The sequence below is a fragment of the Neobacillus novalis NBRC 102450 genome (assembly GCF_001591805.1).
Lineage (GTDB): Bacteria > Bacillota > Bacilli > Bacillales > Cytobacillaceae > Neobacillus > Neobacillus novalis.
On record NZ_BCVP01000010.1, the window covers coordinates 144,993 to 164,160 of the forward strand.

Consider the following 19,168-nt stretch of genomic DNA (forward strand, 5'->3'; position numbering starts at 1 on the left):
TATCAAATCCCCCATTGATTAAAAATTCAACATCTTCGTCAATTTACGGACAAAGCCTTTAATGCCGCCATTCTCGCTTGGTTCAGCGCTTCCGGTAACAAATCGCTCTGCTAATCTTTTTAACGTAAGTGATGCCGCTGACTTTGGTGCGGCCAAACAAAATGGTACTTGTTTTAACACGGCTTGGAGTACATGACTATCTTCGGGAATGGCGCCAAATATTTTTATTTCTCTATTCAAAAAGGAATGGACAGCTGTTTTGAATTTACTCGCGACTTCCATACCTTCCTTCGGATTGGTGACGCGATTAATCACGAGCTGAAACGATAAAGACGGGCGCTGACTATGCAAAATCTTCACAACTGCATAGGCATCGGCAATCGCAGTTGGTTCCGCAGTGGTGATTAAAATAACCTCATCTGCTGACAGATGACATTGTTGCGATTCAAGGGTTAAGCCTGCGCCTGTATCGATAATGATCGTGTCCGCGTAGCCGTGCAGTTTTTCTAATTCGGCAAAAAAGAAGCTTCTTTCCTCCTCCTGTAGTTGCAGGAGTTTGGTGAATCCTGAACCGCCGGCAATAAATTCCAAACCGTTTGGTCCCTTTTCTACTACATCCCAGACACTTTTCTGTTGCTGAATCATTTCCAGTAAATTGGATCGAGGGGTTATCCCCATTAAAATATCAATATTGGCCATGCCAAGGTCGAGGTCAACCAATACGACTTTTTGACCAAGCTCAATCAAACTAAGCGCAAAATTCAGGGCAAAATTGGATTTTCCGACCCCGCCCTTTCCGCTGGCAACCGTAACAACACGGGAAGACCGGACAGGGTCCGCTAAGGATTTAGATAACTGCCGCAAACTATATGCTTGGTCTTGCTGCATTCTCATCCACTCCCAATATCTTTTTCGCGATATAATCGGCCGTTGCCGGCATGATGTCCTGTGGAACCGCTTGGCCAATACTAATATATGATAACGGATATGGATAGTGGTACAGAATATTAAGGGCGGCACCGAAACAGGTCGTTTCATCCCATTTTGTTAAAATTAATTTATCAATCGGGACCGATTTCATTTTCTCGATGACCATCTTTAAATCACGCCAGCGCGTCGTCATACTGAGCACTAAATAATTTTCCTGTGGTGCATCAAAATGAAGATATTGATTAATCTCCTCGATGTATTCGTCCTCAAGATAATTTCTTCCCGAACTATCCATCAGGATCACCTGACAGCTTTTTAACCCATCTACTGCATCTGTGATTCCGTCTGGGTTCGTCACAACCTCGACGGGAACATTTAAAATGTTCGCGTATGTTTTTAATTGTTCAACGGCGGCAATTCGGTACGTATCGGTTGTTAATAGCCCGACACGCTGCCGTCCCTGCAACACCCGGACCGCTGCCAATTTGGCGATTGTTGTCGTCTTGCCAACTCCGGTTGGTCCGATTAAGGTAATCAAGAATGGACTAGAATCCATCTCTTTAGTGATGCCCTCTTCTAACAGCTCTTCAACGTTGGTGAGAAAGGTTTCTTCGATTACTTCACTTGGCACATGCTCTAAATGGTCATATTTCATCGTCACTCGTTTAACAAGAAATTGAATGACTTCCTCATCTACCTCCTGGTCTCGGAGTCTTACAACCCATTTTTCAAGCGGCTGCGGAATCGTCTTCGAGGCAGGGGCCCCTTTGACTATTGAGTGGATTAACCCCTTTACCTCAGAAAGCTCCTTCAGAACTTCTTGATTCGATACCATTTTTACCTGCTCCGGTTCAGGGTCGGAAGGCTTCGGTGCTGCTGGCTTTTGGCTCTCTCCGGCAGAAAGATCGCTTGCGGCAACCACCTCTAGTTTCTTACGGCGCAAAAACCAGAAAAAACCGGCAGCCTTAACGGGTTTTGTTTTTAAAATAATCGCATCTTTTCCTAGATCTTGAAAAATCAGCGGGTAAGCATCGGATATATGGTCGACTACATAGGTTTTTATAATCATAAATTCACAACTCCAACACTTTGAACTTCCACATTCGGTTCGAGCTCATTATAAGAAAGAATCGGGATATCGCCAAACGCTATTTCAGTCACCTGTCTGACAAACATCCGAATTCCAGCTGAGGTCAGAATGATGGGGCGAATCTCCAGCTGTGAAGATTGCTGAATTGATTCCGTAAACGATTGAAGCATTCTCTGGTTCGATTCTGGATCCAAAGCCAAAATATCGCCCTGCTCTGTCCGCTGGATCGACTCGGCCAATTTCTTTTCAATCCCGGCCCCAACACGAAGGGCATGGATGACGCCGTTTTGCGTATGCTGAGAGGTTAATTGCCGCGATAATCCCTGGCGGACATACTCCGTTAAAATATCGGGATTTTTCGTATAGACAGCATTATCAGCCAATGCCTCAAATATCGTAGACAGGCTGCGGATCGAAACATGCTCCTTCAACAGCTTCTGAAGCACTTTCTGAATTTCTCCAACAGACAAGGTCTGACCGACAAGCTCCTCCACGAGCGACGGATAGCCCTCTTTCACATGATCAATTAATTGCTTCGTTTCTTCTCGTCCTAAAATTTCATGGGCATACTTCTTAATGGTTTCTGATAGATGTGTACTAATTACAGACGAAGGGTCAACGACAGTGTAGCCAAACATTTCCGCATGATCCTTCATTTCTTCATTCACCCATAAGGCTGGGAGACCAAATGTCGGCTCGGTCGTTTCAATGCCCTCAATCCCATGTTCTTCAGCTCCGGGATTCAACATCAGGAAATGGTCGAGCAGAATCTCCCCGTTCGCCACTTCATTGCCTTTTATTTTAATACTATATTCATTGGGACGAAGCTGGATATTATCGCGGATGCGAATAACAGGGACAACGAGCCCTAATTCCATCGCGATTTGCCTGCGAATCGCGACAACACGGTCTAATAAATCGCCGCCCTGAGTGGCATCGGCTAATTTGATTAACCCAATGCCAAACTCAAATTCAATCGGATCTTCCCTGAGCAGGTTAAAGACGTTCTCAGGCTTACGAACCTCCTCGAGCTCTTGTTCCGATTGTAGATTCTCTTCCGCTTCCTCTGATTTGATGCGGCTCCTTTGCATCGTAAAACCACCAAACGCAATCAGACCGGCAATCCCCCATGTCAGGATAATCCCGATTGGAGTCACAACCCCAAGCAGGGCAATCACAGCGGCGACGATATACAATAGCACCGGATAGGCAAAGATTTGCTTGGTCAGGTCATCGCCAAGACTTCCGTCTGAGGCGGCTCTTGTCACTATGATTCCTGTTGCGGTTGATATTAACAGTGCAGGAATCTGGCTGACTAAACCGTCACCAACTGACAAGAGTGTAAACGTGCTGAGTGCTTGGGAAAAATCCATCCCATGCATCGTCATCCCAATGATGAAACCGCCGATGACATTGATAATCAAGATAATGATTCCGGCGATTGCATCGCCCTTAACGAATTTACTGGCCCCGTCCATGGAGCCGTAAAAGTCGGCTTCACGCTCAATTTTTTGGCGGCGGCCTCTAGCATCCTTATCGCTAATCATCCCGGCATTTAAATCGGCATCAATACTCATTTGCTTACCCGGCATCGCATCCAAGGTAAACCGCGCCGCTACTTCAGCTACCCGCTCTGCGCCCTTTGTTATCACTAAGAATTGAATGATAACTAAAATTAAGAAAACAATGAAGCCGACGACGGCATTTCCGGCGATGACAAAGTTTCCAAATGTCTCAATGACATTCCCCGCTTTTGCCTTTGATAAAATCGACCGTGTACTTGAAACGTTCAAGGCTAAACGAAAAAGCGTCGTTAATAACAGCAGTGATGGGAAAATCGAGAAATCAAGCGATTCCTTCGTATTCATAGCTATTAATAATATTAAAATCGAAATGGATAGATTTAAGATAAGCAGTATATCAAGCATAAACGTCGGCATGGGAATAACCATCATGGCGACAATCATAATAACAGCCAGTAATACGACAAGATTTTTAAGTTTCATTGTTTCACCTTCGCTGACTACTCAAAGTTCCTTTTATTCGATAAACATAAGCTAAAATCTCTGCTACAGCTTTAAAAAGCTCTTCGGGAATTTCCCCGCCAATTTCCACACTGGCATACAGGGCCCGCGCCAATGGCTTATTCTCCATAATCACGATCTTGTGTTCCTTTGCGGCTTCTTTAATATTAAGGGCAAGGAAATCAGCCCCTTTAGCAACCACAATCGGAACCTGCATTTTTCCTGCTTCATAGGCAATCGCCACGGCATAATGCGTTGGGTTTGTCACGACAACCTGGGCGTTTGGAATCTCCGCCATCATCCGCGCACGTGACATCTGCCGTTGTTTTTCCTTGATTTTATGTTTAATTAACGGATCGCCTTCCGTTTTTTTATATTCATCTTTAATATCTTGCTTTGACATCCGCAGCTTTTTGGCAAAATCAAACCGTTGATACACAAGGTCCCCTGCCGCTATAACTAAATAGACAGCAGAAATCGTCAGACCCATCCGGATCATCAGCGAAGAAATAAAGCCAACAATCTGTAAGGGCTCCATTTGTGGAAGCTTAAGAAACTCACCCTTTTCAGACCAGAGCATCAGTCCCGCTACCGTGGCGACAGCAATGACTTTTAGCAGCGATTTAACGAATTCCACCAGCGTTCTTGCTGAGAATAAACGCTTTGCCCCTGTAATCGGGTTCAGTTTATTAAGATCCCACTTCAATGACTCAGGTGCCACCAAAAAGCCAACCTGTGAGAGATTAGACGCTAATGACGCCAGCCAAGCAATAAATATCACCGGGACAGCAATAATGGCCCCCTCTTTTAGCAGACCGACAAATAAGGTCGGGACAGATTCTTCCGTCAGGTTCATCAGCAGCAGATCGGACAGACCGGAACGAACTAGCTGAAATAAGCGGATAGCCATCTGCTGCCCATAGATTCCTAGAATCGAAAACGAGGCAATTAAAACAATCGCATTTGTTAGGTCTGTACTCTTGGCAACCTGGCCTTTTTTCCTGGCATCCTGTTTTTTTCGTGGTGTCGCTTTTTCTGTTTTTTCCGCGAATAATTGTAAATCTAATGATAGCAGCATATTGTTTGTTCCTTTATGACCCTAATATCTGGAGAATGTGTTCAAACGACTGAACCATGACATTGACAAGTCTGCCTAATACATAAAAAAAGGCCGGCAGAGTTATGTATATCACGATATAATGCATCATCATTTTCACCGGTATCCCAATGACAAACAGATTCATTTGCGGAGCTGTTTTCGCTAGAATTCCTAAGGCGATATCGACTAAAAAGATGGAACCCAACATCGGTGCCGCAATTAAAAAAGCAAGCCAAAACATGTTTTTGATTGAATCTAAGGCAAGAATAACCAAATTACTAGAGGCATCACTAGGGAGCCACGAATCAATCGGAATCCATTGAAAGCTGGCCATGACCCCTTGAATGAGGATGTGATGACCATTGATGGATAGAAAAAAGACAATCGTGAGAATGTAATAAAAGCGGCCGGTGATTGGTTCCTGAATGCTCGATTGCGGATTAAACATTGAAGCCATCGCAAACCCGCTTTGCAAATCAATAAAACTGCCAGCCAGTTCAACAGCATAAAACAAAATCGCCGCAAAAAACCCCATACTGAGCCCGACAATGACTTCCTTCATTATTAACAAAAGATAGTTTGAATTGAGCTCCAGTCCCTGTGGTACTTCCATTAAGCCGACAACAAGGATGGAAATAAAAAAGGCACTTCCCCACTTAAACGGGGCCGGAATTTGCCGCTCCATCCATAAGGGGGCGGAAACAAAAAAGCTGGTCAGCCGCACAAATACAAGCAGAAATAACGGTATATAATCTAAATTTGGCATCATCTTATCCTATGAAACTCGAAAGATTAGCCAAAATATTCCGCGTAAAATCGACTAGATGGGTGAGCATCCATGGACCGAATACCAATAATCCCAAGAAGACAGCAATAATTTTTGGCGCAAACGACAGTGTCTGTTCTTGAATTTGCGTAACCGTCTGGATAATACTGACAATCAATCCCACAACTAAGGCGATCCCCAAAATCGGGGCTACAACCATTAAGGTGAGAAAAATTGAATTTTGGCCCAGTCCCATAATACTCTCAGATGTCATCACAACACACTTCCTTATTTAAAGCTGACAAACAACGATTGTACGACTAAATGCCAGCCATCAACCAAGATAAATAACAGAATTTTAAACGGCAATGAAATCAAGGAAGGCGGGACCATCATCATCCCCATCGCCATCAGGATACTTGCCACAATCATATCGATAATCACAAACGGAATAAAAATCAGGAAGCCCATTTGAAACGCTGTTTTCAGCTCACTAATCGCAAAAGCCGGGACAAGGGTAGTCAATGGGATATCGTCGATGCTGTTGATATTTTTCTTCTGACTGTAATCCAAAAATAGCTTTAAATCACTTTCACGCGTTTGCTTGGCCATAAATTCTTTCATCGGGGCAGTTGCTTTATCCATCGCCGCATTCTGGCTGATTTCACCTTTAAAAAACGGCTGCAGTGCCTGATTATTAACCTGTTGCAGCGTTGGACCCATGACAAAAAAAGTAAGCAATAGACTGATCCCCATGATGACTTGGTTCGGCGGCATTTGCTGCGTTCCAAGCGAATTCCGGACAAACGAGAGGACAATCGCAATTCGCGTAAACGAAGTCATTAATAAGAGAATGCTCGGAGCAACCGATAAAACGGTTAACAGCAGGATGAGCTTCACGGTCATCGATGTATCATCGCCCGACCCGCCAAAGTTAAGCTGCAGTCCCGTATCAGCTGGGGCCGCGAGAGCATTCATGGCAAAAAGAAAAAATACTAAAGGTGTCAGGAGGAATACTTTTCTCACGATCCATCTCCCCCTTTCATGAGCGGTCTTGATTGTGGGCCTGGTTAGATTGGACGTCCTTTAGCTGCTCGATGAATTGGGCATTCCATTTTTCCTCTTTAGTTTTTCGGGTAAAAAAGTCACGATTCCACTTCCACTTCAACTTCCATTTCCCCTTCCACCTATCGGAAATATCCACAGGCGTCACAGCAACTGATTCTAACAGTTTCGTTTGCTCCTCCCCAGGAGGAATCGTGCGGATGACATTAATACTTTCACCGACACCAAGAATATATAAGGTATCGCCAATCATCAGGAGCTGAACGGAACGATTATTGCCAAACGGATGCCCGCCAATCGCATGAAAGGCACCCCCTGATCCGAGGAGTTTCGTCTTCCGTGAAATAAATCGTAACACGAGATAGATTAAGGCAATGATTAACAGAAACGACCCAATAAACTGCAGCGCATAAAGCCCGGTAGAGGCGGCAGAAGTATCAGGTTTAGCCGGGGGAAGGTTTTTTTCTTGCTGTGAGTTTTTTTTGTATTGATCGTAAACCGACTTTTCACTCGCATATGCCGTTTGTAAAGGCAAATGAACAAGAAGCAAAATAGCAGTTAACATCACAATCCCTTTTTTCAGATGATGCACAAACCTTTCCCCTTTCACTTTAGATTCTTTTCCCGTTCCTGCTTTGAGACAATTTCCGCTATCCTGACAGAAAGCTTATCCTCAATGACAACGAGTTCACCAGCAGCCATCGACATGTTGTTGACCAATACATCAATTTGCTGACCCGCGAGCTTGTCCAATCGAAGCACAGACCCTGTTTGCAGTTCAAGAATTTCACGGACTTTTTTCTTCGTTCTCCCAAGTTCAAATGATACTTGAACGGAGACATCGGTTAGTAAGGTTAGTTGTTTTTTTTCTGGAGCAATGTCCGGCTGTTCGATGATGGGCGAAAACTGCACCGATTGGATCGCACCATACGATTCGCTTCTTCTTTCCTTCACGCTGCAATGCCCCTTTACTTATTTAATGGGAAAACCGCTGATGAAAATGACGGATGACGGCAAGTTCATCGAGCTGGTCTTGTTCGACTTTTTTCTCTTTTTGCAGAAAGGCATCAAAAGATTTATCACGGAGAAAATTCCACATCCGTTCATCCTTATGCTTTTCCATATATTTCTCCTGCTTAACCCGCAGTTCTTCATCGATTTTGCTCAGTACTTCTTTTGCCTGAGCAATTTTTTTGATTAAGAGATTCAGATAATGCGATTGCTGCTGCATTTCCACGACCGATGTCATCCCATTGGAACGATTGATTTGTTCATCCTGTTCCTCCAGCAAACCATGAATCTCTTCTTTCAATTGATCCTTCTTCTTAACCAAACTGCCATATTCGGAAAAAGCCTGCTCTTTTTCCTTTTCTTTAAGGGACAGGATATGTTCGTATGGAAACCGAAAAGTCATCTGCTGCTCACTCCGAATCGTGATTGTAATTGTTCAATCGTCGTTTGAATGGACGGGGCTTCGGTTGTGCTTTGTTTTCGAAACTGATCAATCCAGCCCTTGGCCTCAATTGCCTCGTCAATTTCCCGGTCCGTACCCCGTTTATAAGCACCGATTTGAATCAAACCCTCCGCTTTTTGGTAGACACTCGTATGCTGCTTCAATCTTTCTGCTGCCTGTAGATGATCATTCGGGACGATATCCTTCATCACACGGCTGACACTCGCTAAAATATCAATCGCCGGATAAACTCCTTTATGTGCAAGCCGGCGGTCTAAGACAATATGTCCATCCAAGATGCCTCTGACCGTGTCGGCCACCGGTTCATTCATATCGTCACCATCGACAAGCACCGTATAAAAGGCGGTAATACTGCCATGTTCATTCGTTCCCGCCCGCTCCAGTAACCGGGGCAGCATCGCAAATACAGACGGGGTATAGCCTTTCGTCGCCGGTGGTTCGCCAATCGCTAAGCCAATTTCCCGTTGCGCCATCGCAATCCTCGTGACAGAATCCATCATTAGATTCACGTTCATTCCCTGGTCACGGAAAAATTCTGCAATCGCCGTCGTAATCATGGCTCCTTTAATCCGAATCAGGGCCGGCTGGTCAGAGGTCGCGACAATTACGACGGATTTCTTCAGCCCTTCTTCGCCTAAATCCCGTTCAATAAAATCAAGCACTTCTCTGCCCCGTTCACCGATAAGGCCAATGACATTCACATCTGCCTCCGTATTGCGGGCAATCATACCAAGCAGGGTGCTTTTTCCGACGCCGCTCCCGGCGAACACACCAACACGCTGCCCTTTTCCAACCGTCAGCAATCCATCAATCGTCCGAACGCCGACACTTAACGGTTCAGTAATCCGTGGCCGCAGCAATGGATTGGGAGGAAGATTATCAGCCTTCACCTCAAGGAGACCGACTGGAAGATGACTGCCATCTAAGGGATTACCTAAGCCGTCTAACACCTTTCCTAACAGGTCTGTCCCGACCTTCGCTGTTAATGGCCGGCCCGTTGACACCACATCACAGCCCGGTCCAATCGAATGAAGCTCCCCGAGCGGCATAAGCAGTACCTTATTATTACGGAAGCCAACCACCTCCGCCTTGATCGGTTTTTGCTGCTGGCTGGATAAAATATGACAAATGTCTCCCAATTTCACATCAGGACCCTGTGATTCCACTGTCAGGCCAATCACCTGTGTCACTTTGCCATTCATCTTAATCGGATTCACCGTTTCCAGGACATCTAAATAGGCTTGAAGATTCCATTTACTCACTTGTCTCTAGCTCCTGCTGATAGGTTAGTAATGCTTTTTTGATTTCACTTAATTGAACATCGATTCTGGCATCGACACTTCCGGAAGAGGTATGAATCATACATCCTCCCTGCTGCACTGAATAGTCGGGCACAATTTTTATCTCAATTTTCCCATTTACGACCGATAACAATTGCTCACGCTGCTTTTGGACTAAGGAGAAGTCCGATGGAGCAACACTAATCGTTAAGGAAGTGGTTTCGTAAACGGATGACAGCGACTGTTTGATCATCGGCAGCAATGCCTCTTGGTTCAGTTGTAATTCCTGTTGTAGAACTTTCTTGGCAATCTCGACGCTCAACGCAATCACAAACGGCTCGGCCTCTTGAATGACGGCTTGTTTTTCTTGAAAGGCTTGTTCTAAAATAGCGCTTGCGTGCTCAATCAACTCGCGATATTGAAGGTTTGCGTGTTCCTTCCCCTCGTCAAAACCGTTTTGATAGCCTTCCTGATAGCCGCGCTTTTTTTCCTCTTCAAGCAGGAGAAGGAACTGCGCTTGCTCCTTATTTTTCCATTCCGCTAATTCCGCAGCGATTTGCGCCTTTTGCTCAGCTAGCTCTATTTCAACCTGTTCACCCAGCAATTGATCAGGCTCGGGGGCAGCTTCCGTTTGTTCCTCCGTAAATTGTGGATGATTTGGCAGTGTAATTAGTTTCTGTCCCTCTTTTTTGACAACATGCAGCGATTTAACAATCTTAGATGACAAGGTCCTCTTCCTCTTCCATAATCTCTTCTACTTGTTCCTGCGCCGGTTGATTTCGAGAAATAATGATGACACCATCGTATTCTAATTTCCTAACGATGCTGACGATTCTGCTTTGCGCCTCTTCCATCTCTTTCTGACGTACCGGTTCATTAGTAGCTAATTCTTCCTCAAGACCTTCTAGGCGGCGTTTGGAAATATTAGCGAAGATGGCATTTTTAACCGCTTCACTGGCACTGCGTAAGGCAAGCGGGAGGTCTTGATTGGTAACATCCATCAAAATCCGCTGAATGGAGCGATTATCTAGAAGGCTCAGATCCTCAAACACAAACATCCGTTGTTTGATTTCGTTGGCAAGCTCTGGGTCCTTATCTTCTAATGTTTCAAGAATATTCTTCTCCGTTGGGCGGTCAACACTGCTGAGAATATTGACAATTGAATCAATCCCGTTTTGCCCGTTCGAGTCATTTGTTCCTGCCATTGACAACTTTTCAACTAATGCCTGTTCCACCTGGCGGACAATCTCCGGAGAGGTGGTGCCCATCAAGGCAATCCGTTTTGAGATTTCAAACTGGCGCTCCGGCGAAATTAACGAAAGCACAGCGGCTGCTTGGTCCGATTGAAGGTAAGACAAGACGAGTGCAATCGTTTGAGCATTTTCTGTTTGCAATAAGTGAACGATTCTTTTCGGCTCCACCTCAGCAAGAAATTCAAATGGCTTCTCATCGGGGTGTTTGACCTCATCGATTCGATTCATAAAGCTTGCTGCCTTTTCCTCACCAAAGGTGCGAAGCAGTAATTCTTTGGCCACGTCTGCGCCGCCGTAAGAAACGACCCGCGAAGCGACAACAATATCATGAAATTCCTTTAAAATTTTCTCGGATACTTCTGGTGGAACCTTGCGTAAATTTGAAATTTCAGTTGTAATACTCTCAATCTCTTTTTCTTCCATATGCTTCATGACTTGTACGGTTACATCCGGACCTAAGGAAAGCAGTAAGATGGCTGCCTTCTGTATGTTTGTATAGTTTTCCATCTTAGTGCATCCCTCCTCTTATTCCTTCATCCAATTTCTAAGCAAACCAACAAATTCGCCTGGATGCTCTTTTGCCATTTGTTCGATTTGCTGTTTAAGGGCTACTTTTTCCTCTTCTTTATCGACAGCGGTTCTAATCATTTGCGGCTCAAACATTGGGAACACTTCATCTTCTAGTTCCTCGGGCTTTTTCCTGCGAAAAATAAGGAACAATATAAGGAGAATGAGCAATGCTCCTGCACCAATTAAGCTGTAAAGCAGCCACTTAGGGAGTGTGCTTGCCGTTACGGATTCACTCGCCGGCACTTTATTTCCACTAAATTCCCTTGGGAAGACGGTAATCCGTGAGCCCAGATTCTGATCGGTTACATTCGGGTTATCGCTGAGCGCCGTTCTGACCACATTCGAAAGGATTTGCTGAATATTATCTTTCGTATCCTTTGTTAATGACCCAGGATTCTTCGGATCAGGCGGTTCGACGCCGACATTAATGGTCATGTCCTCGATTTTATACGGACTTTGCACAATCTCCTTGGAAATGCGATTCACTTCATAATTCACACGGCTTTCGATATCGTCCGACTTATTTTCTTGGGCCCCATTAGTTCCAGTCCCAGCATAACCAGGGGTGTCGGATTCCCCGGTGCCGCTTACAGCACCTGAACTATCCTTCCCGCTGTAGGTTTTTTGGATTTTTTCGGCACTGATCGCGATGCCTTCGTTTGTTTCTTTATTGACAGGCTCAACGAGATCTTCCTTTGTTTTTACCTGGTCAAAATTTAAGCGAACATAGGCTTGTACGAATACTTTATTCTGGCCGATAATCGTTCCTAACATTTGCTGGAGGTTTTTTTGGATATCTGTTTCGACATCCTTTTGAATCTTCCGCTGATCCTCATACGTCCCGGTTGTGCCTGCATTTTCCTGGGATAGATTGTCCAGACCATTCCCGTATTGGTCGGTCATGATGATATTATCTTTAGGCAAATTAGGAATACTCTTCGATACTAAATGATATAAGGTTTGAACCTGCTTCGGTTCCAGTTCATAGCCAGGCTGAAGGGTGATAACGACTGAAGCCGAGGCCTTTTCTTTTTCGTTCGGTTTAATAAATAAGGTTTCCTTAGGAGTCGAGATTACGACCTGTGCGCTCTTTACCCCATTTACATGTGACAGTAAATTGGCTACTTGTCCCTGCAGCGCTTCTCGCTCCATCGCGTCCAGCTGCCGGTCCGTCGCCCCGAACTGCATGTTTTTTGCCATCTCGGAAAAACTGATCGAGCCTGTTTTCGGCAGCCCTTTGGCCGCCAGTGACACGAGTAAATTCGAAGCATCTTTTTCAGGAACTAAAATGGTGGTCCCGTTATTACCCAACTGATATTGCGTAAACCCTTGCCGATCAAGTTCCGCCTTAATATCACCAATTTCCTGCTGGCTCATCTCATTAGTGTAGAGCGGCACAAGGTTGGGTTTGGAGACAAAGTAAATGGTGAGCGACAATACTAAGACAATAAAAATAAACAGTCCAATGGACAGCAGTTTATTTTTAGAGCTAACCGATTTCCAATACTCACTGATTTTCCCACTAAATTCTCGTATCTGTTGATTCATGATTTCTCCACTTTTTCTTTAAAAAATAAACGGGCGCTTCCGCTTTTAGACTTGTCTAGCTCCAGCGCCCAGCGACTAGTGGACTTCGCTCTTCTCCCTACGATAAGTCAACATCGAATCGCTCCGCTCTTCGTGTTTCCTTTATCTCAGTCGAAGCGCTCCAGTCCATACGTCGCTAAACGGGCGCTTCCGCTTTTAGACTTGCATTCTCATTATTTCTTGATAAGCTTCTACTGCTTTATCACGTATTTGTGTGGTTAGTTGCACGGCGATGCTTGCTTTTTGGGCTGCAATTGTGACATCGTGCAAATTGATATCTTCACCTTTTGCCAAGGAAATCGATTTGGTTTCAAAATCTTTTACAGCATTGTCTGTCTGTTGAATATATTGATTTAACATCGATTCAAACGATGATGTGCCTTCGGTCTTTTGCGGTTTATTTAACGATAATAAACTGCTTGTTGGATCGATTCCTGTAATTTTCATCACAATTTTGCCCCTTATTTACCAATTTCTAATGCTTTTTGCAGCATCGTTTTTCCGGCATTAAAGGCCGTTATATTTGCCTCATAGGCCCGGGAGGTCGCCATTAAATCAACCATTTCCTTTGTCACATCGACATTCGGCATCATCACATAGCCCTGCCCGTCACTGTCCGGGTTGGATGGGTCATAAACAGCTTTAAAGGGCGTCTGATCCGCAACAATTTTATTGACACGGACTCCTGTGGGATTTAATTCCTGCTTTAAATAGGAGTCGAAAGTGGACGGCGTGCCCGCAGCAAGTTCAACCATTTTTCTACGGTAAGGAACCCATTTGCCATTCACGAACTCTCCCCTTGTCGTATTGGCATTGGCAATATTAGCGGAAACGACATCTAATTTAAGGCGCTGGGCCGTTAAGGCCGAGCCGTTAATTGAAAGAGATTGGAAGATCGACATTTATTTACCCTCTTCCCTTAATTGACATTTTTAATAAATTGAACTCTTCATTCATTCCATAGGCTAACGATTGATACCATAATGAGTTTTTACTCATTTCCGTCATTTCAAAATCCAAATCAACACCGTTGCCATTATTCCTCATCACTGTATGTTCATTTACTAGTTTAGGAGATGGGATTGTACTTCCATGGCCGATGGCAATATGCTTTTCATTTGTACGTTTTCCGGAAAAAGAGCTATGTATTTCCTGCTGAAGCATGTCCTCAAACGATACCCGTTGGGGCTTGTAATTAGGAGTATCAGCATTTGCGATGTTATTAGAAATAGCTTTTTGTCTTAACGAAGAAGCATCTAGTGCTTGAGACATAATTCCGATTATCTGACTCATCGATTTCACCTACAAATATTTCATTAATTTGACAGCATTCGATATTATTCTACATTAATATAACAGTATTTGAAATCAAAAAATGCGTGTCTGTATTTAAAAAACTCCTAATGATTTCACATTAGGAGGATAGTCCCTGTTTCATCGCTGTCGCCCATGTATTTTTTAGTTCGAATAGCATATTTTCAATTTCGATTATAACTGCTATGTCTTTGGCGATATTCGCTTCAACTAAGCGATTTTTCATATAGTCATAAAGTGATAACAACGAGTTGGAAATTTCATAGTCCAAGTTCAAGGTGGTCATCAATTCGGTAAGAATGTCCTGTGTTTTGACAAGAGAACTATTTGCCTTCGTGATATCCTTTTTTTCAATCGCCAGTTTTGCCTGATGAAGAAACTTGATGGCGCCATTATAGAGCATTAAGGTTAGTTCTTCCGGGCGAGCAGTCATTACTTGATTTCTTTGGTAGACTTCCTGCGGATTTAGCATCTTACAACTTCCCTTCATTGTCTAGCTCCAGCGCCCAGCGACTAGTGTACTTCGCTAAACGGGCACTTCCGCTTTTCTTATTTCTTAGAATCATAAAAGATCCCTTTGGATACCGGTATCATTTCTTCGTATTGTTTGGTTAAAAATGTTTCATTTTGTTGTGTGCGCATTTGGATGCTGAGCTTTTTCAATGCTTGCTGGAGCTTCTGCTGAAGGTCACGTTCCAAGAGCATTTGCCGCTGCAGCTGCCCCTTTATTTGCTCATTCATCAGGGTGGTTCCAGCCTGTTGATCAAGTTTATCAATGGCGGCGATACAGTTCTGCCGTTCCTCTAGCAATCCAAAGACCGCTTCGTCTTTGCCTGTTTCGAGTGCTTGTTTCATTAATAGTGTTTGCTGATAAAATTCTTCCAGCAGTCCTATTTTTTCATTTATCATTTAAATTCACCTAGTTTGCAAGTTTAAAAGGGGGCTGGCGAAATTTCCGTTAGTCTTACGCCGAAGTGTTCGTCAATCACGACCACTTCCCCTTTAGCAACAAGTTTTTTGTTCACATATATGTCAACCGGTTCTCCGGCCATTTTGTCCAAATCGACAATCGAGCCGCTGGTCCATTCAAGAACCTCACTGATTTTCTTTTTTGTCCTGCCGAGCTCGACGACAACCTCCAATGGGATATCAAGGAGGAGCGGTAAATTTACCGACTCTTCTTTCAGCTGCTTCGTTTCCTTTGCCGTTAGCTCAGAAAAATGAAATGGTTCCTCCGTTTTTGATCCATTGTTGCTGCCAAGAAGTGTATCCATTTCCTCCTGTGTAAGCTTGCCGTTATCGTTCATTTTTTTCTTCCCCTTCTACTACTTGTTCAATCTTAATCGCCATCCGTGATTTTTTCGTTCCCGGGAAAGCCAAAAATTTCGTCTCATCATTGATTTTTACACTTAGCGGTTCATCAACCAGCTGATCCAATTGGATCACGTCATTGACAGACAATCCAAGAAACTCCTCTATCGAAATCGCTGCCCGCCCTAATTCCACCCGAACAGGAACCGTTAAATGTTCAATTCGTTCCTGAATGAAGTCGTTTTCTAGATTGTTTTTCACTTCTTGGCTATGCACTAACAAGTTATGAGCCGAAAGATTTGAAATAAATGGTTCTATTAACGTATAAGGCATACAAAGCTGCATTCGTTCCAGCATTTCCCCAAAGCTGACTGTAAAAGTCATAACCACGACAGGGTCAGCAGGGTCAACAAGCTGTAAAAATTGTGGATTGGTTTCAACGCTAGCACTTTTCAACTTAAGTGTGATCATATCTGTCCAGGCTTTGTGTAGATTCTGAATGACCCCTTCGACAACCCGCTTTAAAACATTTGATTCAATAGGAGTAATCGAAGTGGTTTCAGTGTTCTCCCATGTTCCTTTCCCGCCGAGCAGGAGGTCAATCATCGCAAAAGCCATTCGCGGCGGGAAATTCAAGGCCAGACGCTTTTCCTGTCCGGCGGCTTCAAGCACCGCTAATACGGTATTTCCGGGCAATGTTTGAATGAAATCCTCATAGGTGAGCTGTTCGGCAGAAACCACATCAACCTGGGTGATTGTCCGCAGCTGCGTTGAAAATGTGGAAGACAACCGATAGGCAAATGATTCATGAATTTTCTTCAGCACTCGAAGCTGCTCTGTCGATAGCCGCTTCTGCGCCCGCTTAAAATCATAAACCTTCACATTTGCTGTCCGATTTGCTTCAGTTAACTCTTGATGTGAAATCGAATTACGATCAGCCATTGCTACGTTCCTCTCAATCTTGTTCCATTTCCATAAAATGATAAAGGGTGAGGGAGTATTCTCCCCCAATCCCTTTATCATTTATTAATTATCGTTTTAAGTTTACTAATTCTTCCAAAATCGAATCAGAAACCGTAATGATCTTCGCATTTGCTTGGAAGCCGCGCTGGGCGGTAATCATGTCGGTTAGTTCTTCCGATAGGTCGACGTTGGACATTTCAAGCTGGCCGGTGATAAGTTGCACAGTTTTATCTTTAGGATTACTAATAATGATTGGATCCGTATCGCGATATAATGAGCCGCCAACCTTACTTAACCTTCCTGGATTGGTAATTGTGGAAATCCCAATCGTTGTACCACCAGGAAGCTCCTTACCATCTTTATCAAAACCTTTAACATTTCCGTTTATGTCAATGGAAAATGCGACGCTGTCATCTGGAAGTTTAACAGGTTTACCATCTATACCTAGTAGAATCATCCCATCTGGATTGACCAACTGATTATTACTATCAAATGAAAAAGTACCAGCTCTAGTTAATAATCTTTCATTCGAGGAATTCTGAACGACAAAAAACCCATCCCCATCAATGTATAAATCTGTTGGATTGTTAGTTGTTGTCGGACTGCCTGGTGTAAATAAATTATCAACACTAGCTACTTTTGTTCCCAAGCCAACCTGAAGCGGATTAATTCCGCCTGAAGAAGCTGATGGCGCCGTAGCACCCCTTAAGGTTTGACTGAAAATGTCTTCAAAGACAACCCGGCCCTTTTTATAACCGACTGTATTCACGTTTGCAATATTATTTCCAATCACATCTAACTTTGTTTGAAAGGCACGAAGACCTGATACTCCAGTATTTAATGAACGTAACATTACTTTTCCACCTCGTTATGATTAATTTCTACTGATAGGATAGCAGATGAAAGCACTTCTTGATCGCCAATTTTAAAATATACAAATCCATTCTTATATTGGACACCCGTGACAATGCCGCTCTCAATTTTATTCGTTTCCGGATTCATCCACGTTACCTTCTTATCTAACATACTAGAATATTGGGCTAAATTATCTTGGTTAGAATTTAAATATAGATAGGCGGATAGTGAATTGTTTAAGTTTGATAGCTGCTCTAGCACACTTAGCTGAGCCATTTGCGAAATCATTTCACCGTCCTGCATCGGCTGGGTTGGATCTTGATTTTGCAGCTGGGCAACCAAGATTTTAAGAAACTGTTCTTTACCCAGCTCTTTTGTTTGCGGATTGTTGCTTGATTGTTGTGTATATGGATTAAGCGCATTAATCGTTGCCAACTAGTTTCCTCCTCTAGGCCGTCGTATTTATTTGTGAACTCCAGCCAATCTCGCTCGGAAAATCTAGATAGGCTTCTTCCTTCGTTTGAATGTAGCGTTCATTCCGCTTCCGTGAATCCGGCTGCCCTTGCCTTGAGTTGGAATCTCCTTTTTGTGAAAAAGAATTGGCCAAATGGCTGAATTGCTGCGAAATATCAATTTTATCAACCCGAAAGCCCTGCTGTTCCAGTGCCATATGGAGCGCCTGCACATTTGTTTGCAGCAAATCCTTTCCTAACGGGGTGCTCGCCAGAAATTCTGCCGTCACATTCCCATCCTTAATCAGCACTTTCACATCAACTTTCCCTAAATGCTCCGGCTGTAAGGTAAAGGTTGCTTCCATCCCCTTCTTTGCCTCCTGCACTTTAATCGCCGCTTGAAAAACTTGCCCCACGTCCTGTTGAAAATTGGTTGCCCGTACTGGCACAGGAAAAACAGGCTTTTCACCCGGATTTATCCGACTTGCGGACGATTCGTTTGTCTGCCGATTTTCTGGAGGAATGAATCCAGTTATGTTGAATGGATTGGAATCTTCTTTTTTCTGCCCGATTACTGGTTCCTCCGAAGTGGTTACCATAAAAGTTTCCTTAAGCAAATCCTCAGGTGCATTGGTAGTTAACTGAGTAACTGCTGTTTCCATCACCAACTTTTTTGACAGCTGTTGCTGAAAAATAGGAATCTCATTTTCTTTTAATTCTACTGGTTGAGCAGCTGGTTGATGATTAGCTGCTTTTATTGGCAGTTGGTGGTAATCATCTTTTTTTAATAAGTTAGGGACAACACGTTGCTGGTTTTCCGCTAACAGTGGAGCATCCTCTTGTTGTATTACAATATTCGGCGATAAATCCGAGATTGGTTGGTTTATTACTTGAGGTTGTACTAGTTGCGGCGCTGGCTGTGCCGACGGCGCTTGGAGGATATTCACTAACCCTAAAAGCAAATCAACATTTCCCTCGTCATTTTCCTGCTCATTTCCGGCTGTGGATTGCAGCAACTCATCAAAAAGAGTGTTCTTTTCTTTATTCTCTGTCCTGTTAGTCCCATTAATTATGTATTTATTTCCTACAATTGGAGGCTGAATCACCTATTGCCACCTACTATTCTATAACTTTA

The 19,168-nt window shown here is 43.8% G+C and carries 23 protein-coding genes and 1 pseudogene; all 24 read right to left on the minus strand.

The annotated features are described in order from the left end of the window. Positions 1 to 18: 18 nt before the first annotated feature. The 24 genes and pseudogenes from BANVL01_RS08610 to BANVL01_RS08725 all read right to left on the minus strand — a co-directional run bounded on the left by BANVL01_RS08610 (position 19) and on the right by BANVL01_RS08725 (position 19,139). On the minus strand, positions 19 to 888 hold the full coding sequence (locus BANVL01_RS08610) for a MinD/ParA family protein (RefSeq protein WP_066086265.1): 870 nt from the start codon (positions 886 to 888) through the stop codon (positions 19 to 21). Continuing rightward, positions 866 to 1,999: a flagellar biosynthesis GTPase FlhF gene (gene flhF, locus BANVL01_RS08615; RefSeq protein ID WP_066086261.1), complete on the minus strand. Its 1,134-nt coding sequence runs from the start codon at positions 1,997 to 1,999 to the stop codon at positions 866 to 868. The genes BANVL01_RS08610 and flhF overlap by 23 nt, the downstream gene beginning before the upstream one ends. Further along, on the minus strand, positions 1,996 to 4,026 hold the full coding sequence (gene flhA / locus BANVL01_RS08620; protein ID WP_066086258.1) for a flagellar biosynthesis protein FlhA: 2,031 nt from the start codon (positions 4,024 to 4,026) through the stop codon (positions 1,996 to 1,998). The genes flhF and flhA overlap by 4 nt, the downstream gene beginning before the upstream one ends. A 4-nt stretch (positions 4,027 to 4,030) precedes the next feature. Beyond that, complete coding sequence (gene flhB, locus BANVL01_RS08625; protein WP_066086256.1) at positions 4,031 to 5,122, minus strand: flagellar biosynthesis protein FlhB; 1,092 nt, start codon at positions 5,120 to 5,122, stop codon at positions 4,031 to 4,033. A gap of 13 nt (positions 5,123 to 5,135) precedes the next feature. Next, the gene (fliR, locus tag BANVL01_RS08630) at positions 5,136 to 5,912 is read right to left on the minus strand and encodes a flagellar biosynthetic protein FliR (protein ID WP_066086254.1); all 777 of its coding nucleotides are present in this window, start codon (positions 5,910 to 5,912) and stop codon (positions 5,136 to 5,138) included. Position 5,913: 1 nt separating this feature from the next. Continuing rightward, positions 5,914 to 6,183: a flagellar biosynthesis protein FliQ gene (gene fliQ / locus BANVL01_RS08635; RefSeq protein ID WP_066086251.1), complete on the minus strand. Its 270-nt coding sequence runs from the start codon at positions 6,181 to 6,183 to the stop codon at positions 5,914 to 5,916. 14 nt (positions 6,184 to 6,197) lie between these two features. Further along, positions 6,198 to 6,887, minus strand: a complete 690-nt coding sequence (gene fliP / locus BANVL01_RS08640) for a flagellar type III secretion system pore protein FliP (protein ID WP_066096397.1) — start codon at positions 6,885 to 6,887, stop codon at positions 6,198 to 6,200. A 64-nt stretch (positions 6,888 to 6,951) separates the two neighbouring features. Further along, positions 6,952 to 7,566 (minus strand): flagellar biosynthetic protein FliO, encoded by a 615-nt coding sequence (locus BANVL01_RS08645; RefSeq protein WP_066086248.1) that lies wholly within the window; start codon positions 7,564 to 7,566, stop codon positions 6,952 to 6,954. Positions 7,567 to 7,580: 14 nt separating this feature from the next. Continuing rightward, entirely contained in the window at positions 7,581 to 7,928 is a 348-nt protein-coding gene (fliN, locus tag BANVL01_RS08650) for a flagellar motor switch protein FliN (protein ID WP_066086243.1), read from the minus strand. Positions 7,929 to 7,950: 22 nt separating this feature from the next. Continuing rightward, a complete protein-coding gene (gene fliJ / locus BANVL01_RS08655) occupies positions 7,951 to 8,388 on the minus strand; it encodes a flagellar export protein FliJ (protein WP_066086240.1) in 438 nt (145 codons plus the stop codon). Further along, complete coding sequence (gene fliI, locus BANVL01_RS08660; RefSeq protein WP_066086233.1) at positions 8,385 to 9,710, minus strand: flagellar protein export ATPase FliI; 1,326 nt, start codon at positions 9,708 to 9,710, stop codon at positions 8,385 to 8,387. Before fliI ends, fliJ begins: the two co-directional genes overlap by 4 nt. After that, complete coding sequence (locus tag BANVL01_RS08665; RefSeq protein WP_066086229.1) at positions 9,703 to 10,455, minus strand: FliH/SctL family protein; 753 nt, start codon at positions 10,453 to 10,455, stop codon at positions 9,703 to 9,705. The genes fliI and BANVL01_RS08665 overlap by 8 nt, the downstream gene beginning before the upstream one ends. Continuing rightward, positions 10,445 to 11,488 carry a flagellar motor switch protein FliG gene (fliG, locus tag BANVL01_RS08670; protein WP_066086225.1) on the minus strand — a complete coding sequence of 348 codons (1,044 nt, stop codon included), beginning with the start codon at positions 11,486 to 11,488 and terminating at the stop codon, positions 10,445 to 10,447. Before fliG ends, BANVL01_RS08665 begins: the two co-directional genes overlap by 11 nt. An 18-nt stretch (positions 11,489 to 11,506) precedes the next feature. Beyond that, complete coding sequence (fliF, locus tag BANVL01_RS08675; protein ID WP_066086220.1) at positions 11,507 to 13,099, minus strand: flagellar basal-body MS-ring/collar protein FliF; 1,593 nt, start codon at positions 13,097 to 13,099, stop codon at positions 11,507 to 11,509. A 195-nt stretch (positions 13,100 to 13,294) separates the two neighbouring features. Then, on the minus strand, positions 13,295 to 13,585 hold the full coding sequence (gene fliE, locus BANVL01_RS08680; protein WP_066086217.1) for a flagellar hook-basal body complex protein FliE: 291 nt from the start codon (positions 13,583 to 13,585) through the stop codon (positions 13,295 to 13,297). Between the two features lie 14 nt (positions 13,586 to 13,599). After that, positions 13,600 to 14,040, minus strand: coding sequence for a flagellar basal body rod protein FlgC (gene flgC / locus BANVL01_RS08685; protein ID WP_066086216.1), 441 nt, complete (start codon positions 14,038 to 14,040; stop codon positions 13,600 to 13,602). Between the two features lie 4 nt (positions 14,041 to 14,044). Then, positions 14,045 to 14,431, minus strand: a complete 387-nt coding sequence (flgB, locus tag BANVL01_RS08690; protein WP_066086213.1) for a flagellar basal body rod protein FlgB — start codon at positions 14,429 to 14,431, stop codon at positions 14,045 to 14,047. 121 nt (positions 14,432 to 14,552) lie between these two features. Then, positions 14,553 to 14,924 carry a flagellar export chaperone FliS gene (gene fliS / locus BANVL01_RS08695; RefSeq protein ID WP_066086209.1) on the minus strand — a complete coding sequence of 124 codons (372 nt, stop codon included), beginning with the start codon at positions 14,922 to 14,924 and terminating at the stop codon, positions 14,553 to 14,555. 77 nt (positions 14,925 to 15,001) lie between these two features. Further along, positions 15,002 to 15,361, minus strand: a complete 360-nt coding sequence (locus tag BANVL01_RS08700; RefSeq protein WP_066086206.1) for a hypothetical protein — start codon at positions 15,359 to 15,361, stop codon at positions 15,002 to 15,004. Positions 15,362 to 15,384: 23 nt separating this feature from the next. Continuing rightward, positions 15,385 to 15,630 (minus strand): annotated as a pseudogene (gene fliN, locus BANVL01_RS28185) (flagellar motor switch protein FliN); the annotation flags it as partial. 118 nt (positions 15,631 to 15,748) lie between these two features. Further along, positions 15,749 to 16,705 carry a flagellar motor switch protein FliM gene (fliM, locus tag BANVL01_RS08710; protein ID WP_066086198.1) on the minus strand — a complete coding sequence of 319 codons (957 nt, stop codon included), beginning with the start codon at positions 16,703 to 16,705 and terminating at the stop codon, positions 15,749 to 15,751. An 88-nt stretch (positions 16,706 to 16,793) separates the two neighbouring features. Next, complete coding sequence (locus BANVL01_RS08715; protein ID WP_066086195.1) at positions 16,794 to 17,579, minus strand: flagellar hook-basal body complex protein; 786 nt, start codon at positions 17,577 to 17,579, stop codon at positions 16,794 to 16,796. After that, entirely contained in the window at positions 17,579 to 18,016 is a 438-nt protein-coding gene (locus BANVL01_RS08720; RefSeq protein WP_066086192.1) for a flagellar hook capping FlgD N-terminal domain-containing protein, read from the minus strand. Before BANVL01_RS08720 ends, BANVL01_RS08715 begins: the two co-directional genes overlap by 1 nt. Positions 18,017 to 18,029: 13 nt before the next feature. After that, positions 18,030 to 19,139 carry a flagellar hook-length control protein FliK gene (locus BANVL01_RS08725; RefSeq protein ID WP_066086190.1) on the minus strand — a complete coding sequence of 370 codons (1,110 nt, stop codon included), beginning with the start codon at positions 19,137 to 19,139 and terminating at the stop codon, positions 18,030 to 18,032. Positions 19,140 to 19,168: the final 29 nt, after the last annotated feature.